We start from the raw sequence: 6340 nt of genomic DNA, 5'->3' as shown, positions 1-6340 counted from the left end.
GGCAGGGGGCGGAGGGACAGGAGGGACAAGGGGCGGTTCGAAGAGCGGTACTGGAGCCCGATCAACACCCCGGTCCTCGGCCCGGACGGCTCGGTCCAGCTGATCATCCACCGGGTGGAGGACGTGACGGACTTCGTCCGGGAGCGGGCGCAGGCGCCGCTCAAGCGCACCGCGGAGATGGACGCCGACCTCCGCACCCGGGCGCGGGAGCTGCAGGAGGTCAACGAGCGGCTGCGGGAGGCGCACGCCCGGGAGCGGTCGACGGCGCTGGCGCTCCAGCAGGCCATGCTGCCCGCGCTGGTTCCGGGGCTGCATCTGCATGTGGCGGTCCGCTACCGGCCCGCGGTCGGCTCGCTCAATGTGTGCGGTGACTGGTACGAGGTGTCGGAGCTGGCCGACGGCCGGATCGCGGCGGCGGTGGGTGATGTGGTGGGCCAGGGGCTGGGGGCCGCGTGTGTGATGGGGCAGCTGCGGAGCGCGCTGAGCGCGGCGATGAGGGTGGTCGGCACCCCTTCCCGGGCGCTGGATGCGCTCGGCCTGTACGCGCGCTCCCTCGAAGGGGCGCTGGCCGCGACCGCCGTGCAGGCGGTCATCGACCGGTCTGCGCGGACCATCTGCTACAGCTGCGCCGGCCATCCGCCGCCGCTGCTGCTGCGGGCCGAGGGCGATGTCGTACGGCTCGACAAGGCCACCGATCCGCCGCTGGGCGCCCGCCCCGAGCATGTGGAGCAGCCCGCGGCCACCCTTCCGTACACACCGGGCGGCATCCTGGTGCTGTACACCGACGGGCTCATCGAGCGGCGCGGCGAGGACATCGACGTCGGGCTCGGCCGGCTCGCCGACAGTCTGTCCCGGCATGGGGGGCTGGACCCCGAGCAGCTGGCCGATGCGCTGCTGGTCGACCTCGGCGTCACGGGCGGGACCGTCGCGGACGATACGGCGCTGGTGGTCATCGGCTTGTGACCGGCGGGCCCTGTCCCTGCTGGCCCTGCTGTGCCTGCGGCTGTCCCTGCGGCCGTTCGGACATCCCCGCGCACAGCGCCCAGATGACGAGGGCGTCCAGGATGAGCAGCGTCACGGCCCCGACCGGGTAGTAGGGCAGCCACAGGAAGTTGGCGATCAGGCTGAGACCCGCCAGCACCACACCGGTCACCCGGGCCCACATGGCGCCGGTGAACAGGGCCGCACCGGCGACCACGGCGAGGGCGCCGATGATCGCGTGGACCCATCCCCACCCCGTGAGGTTGAACGTGAAGGCGTAGTGACGCGTGACCACGAACACCTGGTCGTGGCGGATGGCCGAGATCCCCTGGCTGAGGGCCAGGAGCCCCGCGAAGATCAGCATGACGGCCGCGAAGACGGCCCATCCGGTCACCGCCGCTCTGTGGTGCACACCCGGAGCGGCTTGCGGCTGAACTCCACCGACGTGACTGGCCATTGCGGGCTCCTTAGTCCCTGCCGACACCACCGCCGAACGACCGCCGAACGACCGCCGAACGGCCGATGAAATACGGCAATTATGGCTAATTACACCTTTTCAGGTTTGCATAGGTCGTCGAGGTCGGCACCTGCGGAACGCGGGGTGGTTCGCCTTCCGGGGGGACGCGGTGTAGATGTAGGTGTATGGCCCGGTTTAAGGGTCGATCGTGGGTACTGGCTGCCCGTACGTTCCCCGGTCGGCGCCCACGGAGTCGGCGGCGTGAGCGCCCGGAGGCGGCGGGGGCGCGCTCTGGCTCTTGGCTGAGTACGCGCAGCGTCGCCGGCCAGGTCTTTCTGCTGCAGCTGGTCATCGTGCTGTTGCTGATCGCCGCCGCGTCCGTCGCGCTCGTTCTGCAGGTCCAGCACGACGCCGCCAACGAGGCCCGCCACCGCTCGATCGCCGTCGCCGAGACCTTCGCCAACGCACCGGGCATGCCGGCCGCGCTGCGCTCCCCCCAGCCGACCGCCGTGCTCCAGCCGCTGGCCGAAGCGGCGCGCAAGGACGCCGGGGTCGACTTCATCGTGGTGCTGAACACGAAGGGGATCCGCTACACCCACCCCGACACCTCACGGATCGGCCACCACTTCCTCGGCAGCTACCGCCCCGCCGTCAAGGGCCACACCATCACCGAGACGTACACCGGTACGCTCGGCCCCTCCGTACGGGCCGTGGTGCCCGTCACCGACAGCCGGGGCAAGGTCATCGGCCTGGTGGCCTCGGGCATCACGGTCAACAAGGTCAGCGGGCTGGCCAACCGCCAGATGCCGATCCTCATCGGCGCGGCCGGCGCTTCGCTCGCCCTGGCCACCGGCGGCACGGCCCTGGTCAGCAGACGGCTGCGGCGGCAGACCCACGGCCTGGACCCGGCCGAGATGACCCGCATGTACGAGCACCACGACGCGGTGCTGCACTCCGTACGGGAAGGCGTGCTGATCGTCGACGGCGGCGGCCGGCTGATGCTGGCCAACGACGAGGCGCGCCGCCTGCTCGACCTGCCCGAATACCCGGAGGGCCGGGCCGTCACCGAGCTCGGCCTGGAGCCGCAGATGGCCCAGGCGCTGGCGTCCGGGCAGGTGGTCTCCGACGAGGTGCTGGTGGCCGGGGACCGGCTGCTGGCGGTCAACAACCGCCCCACGGACCGGGACGGCGGCCCGCCCGGCAGCGTGGCGACCCTGCGGGACTCCACCGAGCTGCGCGTCCTGTCGGGGCGGGCGGAGGTGGCGCAGAAGCACCTCAAGCTGCTGTACGACGCCAGCGTGGAGATCGGCACCACGCTGGACGTCGGCCGGACCGCCGAGGAGCTGGCCCAGGTCGCGGTGGGGCGGTTCGCCGACTTCGTCACCGTCGACCTGGCGGAGCCCGTGCTGCGCGGCGAGGAGCCGCTGGCGGTGGGCGGTATCGAGATGTTCCGCACGGCGGTCCGGGGCATCAGCGACGTCCACCCCTTCTACCAGGTGGGCACCCATTTCTCGTTCGTCTCCTCCACCCCGCAGGCCCGGGGCTTCGCCAGCGGGCAGGCGGCGGTCGAACCGGACCTGAGGGAGGCCCACGGCTGGCGCGCCCAGGACCCGGAACAGACCGGCCTGGCCATCGACTACGGCGTCCGGTCGCTGGTGACGGTGCCGCTGCGGGCCCGGGGCGTCATGCTGGGCATGGTCAGCTTCTGGCGCATGGAGAAGAACGCCCCCTTCGAGGAGGACGAGATCGCCCTCGCCGAGGAGCTGGCCTCCCACGCCGCCGTCTGCATCGACAACGCCCGGCGCTATACGCGCGAGCACACCATGGCGGTGACGCTCCAGCACAGCCTGCTGCCCCGCGCCCTGCCCGAGCAGAGCGCGCTGGATGTGGCGTACCGGTATCTGCCGGCGGAGTCGGGGGTGGGTGGTGACTGGTTCGATGTGATTCCGCTGCCGGGGGCGCGGGTGGCGCTGGTGGTGGGCGATGTGGTCGGTCACGGACTGCATGCCGCGGCCACGATGGGGCGGCTGCGCACCGCCGTGCACAACTTCTCCACCCTCGACCTGCCGCCCGACGAACTCCTCTCCCACCTGGACGACCTGGTCGCCCGGATCGACCAGGACGAGACCTCGGAGAGCCTGGAGGGCGGTGCGGGGATCACCGGGGCCTCCTGTCTGTACGCGATCTACGACCCGGTGACCCGGCGCTGCGCGATGGCCCGCGCCGGACATCCGCCGCCCGCGGTGGTCGCCCCCGACGGCTCCGTGGAGTTCATCGACCTGCCTGCCGGGCCGCCGCTGGGCCTGGGCGGCCTGCCCTTCGAGACGGCCGAGCTGGAGCTGGCCGAGGGCAGCCAGCTGGTGCTGTACACCGACGGGCTCATCGAGGACCGCAGACGGGAGATCGACGCCGGGCTCGAGCTGCTGCGCGAGGCCCTCGCCCACCCCGGCCGCACCCCCGACCGGACCTGCGCGGACGTACTGGACGCCGTGCTGCCCGCACGCCCCACCGACGACATCGCGCTGATCGTGGCCAGCACCCGGGTGCTGGGACCCGACCGGGTGGCGAGCTGGGACATCCCCTGCGACCCGGCGAAGGTGGCCGAGGTGCGGGCCGCGGCCATCGAGCAGCTGACGGAATGGGGTCTGCCCGCGGCGGCGCCGGACATGGCCTTCACCGCGGAGCTGGTGCTCAGCGAACTGATCACCAATGCGATCCGCTACGCCACCGGTCCGATCCGGGTGCAACTCCTACGCGATCGCAATCTCATCTGCGAGGTGTCCGACAACAGCAGCACCTCGCCGCATCTGCGGTACGCGGCGACGACGGACGAGGGGGGCCGCGGGCTGTTCCTGGTCGCACAGTTCGCGGAGCGCTGGGGCACCCGCTACACGGCCGAGGGCAAGGTCATCTGGGCGGAGCTGGCCCTGCCCTGACACCCTTCCCCGTGCGCCCCTCGCACCGATCGGCCCCAGGGGGCCTCACGGGCTTCGGGGCGCTGCGCCGGACTCCGTCCGCCGGCCTGGGGCCTGCCCGTTCCCGGCGTGCCCCGGCCCGCTCGGCGTGTCCGCCTCAGCCCGCCTCCGGGGTGAAGTGCTCCACCAGGAGGTCCAGCCGGTCCCCCTGGTGCTCGGCCGGCATCCGCTTGCCGTGCACCAGGACGGCGATGCCGTGCAGCGAGCCCCAGAACACCTCGGCGTACAGCCCCACGCCGTCCCGCGGCCCGACCACGGCGACGATCTCGCCGAAGGCGGCGCGCAGCGCGGGGGGCGTCTCGGTGCCGGCGAAGGCCAGGTCGGTCGGCATGATGAACATGGCCTCGTACAGCGCGGGCCGGTCGGCGGCGAAGTCGAGGTAGGCCCGGCCCAGCGCGCGCAGCGCCTCCTTCGGCGAGATCTCGGCGAGCCGGGCCCGCCGCATCTGGGCGCCGAGGTCGTCGAAGCCCTCGAGGGCCACCGCGCGGACGATGGCGTCCTTGCCCTTGAAGTGGCTGTAGAGGACGGGCTGGCTGTACTCGACGCGCTCGGCCAGCCGGCGCGTGGTCACCGCGTCCCAGCCTTCGGCCTCGGCCAGCTCGCGGGCGGCGGTGATGATCAGTTGATGGCGTTGTGCTCGTTCGCGTTCGCGACGCTCGGTGGATGACATCCCCTGATTCTAGCAACGCTAGGCGCACTAGCGTCGACAGAGATCGAGCCATGTGGGTGGACGTACGGACCGGAGCGGCTCATTCTGTTTGCTGGCGTTTGACGGGGGTTCAGTGGTCGCCACGCGGGGGCCATGCGGCGTTTGTTCCGCCGTGCTGACGGGATGTCAAGGTCCGATTGGCGAGCGGGCCGGTCAAAAGCCTGTGTGCGGTACTACGATGTGCCGCCCATGGCTCGAAACCGCCCTCAACCCTCGATCGCGCCCCTGAGGACCTGAGAGATGTCAGCACATATATCCAGCCAACCCGTCAAAGGGCTCTCCATGACGCGGCAGGCCCTGGCCGTACCACTGCTGGCCGCCGTGGTCGTCGGCGGTGTGGGCGCTTGGGTGACGGCCGAAGTGCCCTCCGCCCACCGGGCGTCCGTCGGCCTGTTCTGCGCTGTGGCCGCCGTCCTGCTCTGCGTGGCCGTCGCGTTCGCCTCGGCCCGCGCGCAGGCCGTACGGCGGCTCCAGGCGCGCCTGGCGGCCGTGGAGGCCGACGCCGCGCGGCGTACGTCGGCCATGCAGGCCGAAGTCAACCGGCGCTCGGCGGTGATGGAGGCCGAGGCCGCGAAGCTCGCCGATGAAACGATTCCATCTGCGGTGGGGCAGCTGCGTGAAGGCGAGACGGTGGACACCGTGCTCTCCACGCTGCCCTCGCCCGCCAGCGGGGCGCACGACCGGGTGCTCAAGATGCTGGTGCGGGAAGTGGCCACCGGTGAGCGCATGCGCGCCTCGGCCATGGCCGCCTGCGCCAACGCCGCCGGCCGGGTGCAGGCGCTGGCCACCAGCATGCTCGCCGACCTGCGGGAGATGGAGAACCGGCACGACGAGGCCGTCCTCGGCGACCTGCTGAAGCTCGATCACACCACCGCGCAGGCAGGCCGTATCGCGGACAGCATCGCGGTCCTCACCGGCGCCCGCTCCGGACGCCGCTGGACCAAGCCGATCGTCATGGAGAGCGTGCTGCGCGGCGCGGTCGGCCGGATCAGCGCCTACCAGCGGGTCCGGATCCACTCGGCCAGCACCGCCGCGGTCGCCGGTTACGCCGCCGAGGGCGTCATGCACGCCCTCGCCGAACTCATGGACAACGCCGCCACCTTCTCGCCTCCCACCGAGGAGGTGCATGTGTACGTCCAGGAGACGCACACCGGCGTCGTGGTGACCGTCGAGGACGGCGGTCTCGTCATGGGCCCGGCCGCCCTCGCCCGCGCCGAG

The 6340-nt window shown here is 71.9% G+C and carries 5 protein-coding genes; 3 read left to right on the top strand and 2 right to left on the bottom strand.

Annotated features, from left to right (window positions below; all coding sequences use genetic code 11):
- Positions 1-963: PP2C family protein-serine/threonine phosphatase (locus tag CCN51_RS21160; RefSeq protein WP_086859969.1), on the top strand; the 963-nt coding region annotated here is incomplete at its 5' end.
- On the opposite strand, the gene CCN51_RS21155 is transcribed toward CCN51_RS21160, so the two are convergent.
- Positions 950-1438 (bottom strand): DUF7144 family membrane protein, encoded by a 489-nt coding sequence (locus CCN51_RS21155; RefSeq protein WP_238545411.1) that lies wholly within the window; start codon positions 1436-1438, stop codon positions 950-952. The two genes, CCN51_RS21160 and CCN51_RS21155, sit on opposite strands and share 14 nt — an antisense overlap.
- A gap of 185 nt (positions 1439-1623) precedes the next feature.
- Between CCN51_RS21155 and CCN51_RS21150 the strand changes: the two genes are divergently transcribed.
- Positions 1624-4374 (top strand): SpoIIE family protein phosphatase, encoded by a 2751-nt coding sequence (locus CCN51_RS21150; RefSeq protein ID WP_086859967.1) that lies wholly within the window; start codon positions 1624-1626, stop codon positions 4372-4374.
- Positions 4375-4510: 136 nt separating this feature from the next.
- Here the strand turns inward: CCN51_RS21150 and CCN51_RS21145 are convergent, their stop codons facing one another.
- Positions 4511-5083: a TetR/AcrR family transcriptional regulator gene (locus CCN51_RS21145; RefSeq protein ID WP_014178076.1), complete on the bottom strand. Its 573-nt coding sequence runs from the start codon at positions 5081-5083 to the stop codon at positions 4511-4513.
- A gap of 321 nt (positions 5084-5404) precedes the next feature.
- On the opposite strand from CCN51_RS21145, the gene CCN51_RS21140 reads away from it, so the two are divergent.
- The coding region (locus tag CCN51_RS21140) for a histidine kinase (RefSeq protein WP_143675862.1) at positions 5405-6340 on the top strand (936 nt) is incomplete at its 3' end.

Origin of the sequence: Streptomyces milbemycinicus (assembly GCF_002154605.1) — a bacterium.
Classification (GTDB): Bacteria; Actinomycetota; Actinomycetes; order Streptomycetales; family Streptomycetaceae; genus Streptomyces; species Streptomyces milbemycinicus.
The sequence above is the reverse complement of the archived record's forward strand: the minus strand, read 5'-3'. Positions and strand labels throughout refer to the sequence as shown.

Excerpts from the sequence above, each read along its gene's own strand:
- CCN51_RS21155 (WP_238545411.1), bottom strand. The coding sequence starts at position 1,438 with ATGGCCAGTCACGTCGGTGGAGTTCAGCCGCAAGCCGCTCCGGGTGTG.
- CCN51_RS21150 (WP_086859967.1), top strand. The coding sequence starts at position 1,624 with ATGGCCCGGTTTAAGGGTCGATCGTGGGTACTGGCTGCCCGTACGTTC.
- CCN51_RS21145 (WP_014178076.1), bottom strand. The coding sequence starts at position 5,083 with ATGTCATCCACCGAGCGTCGCGAACGCGAACGAGCACAACGCCATCAA.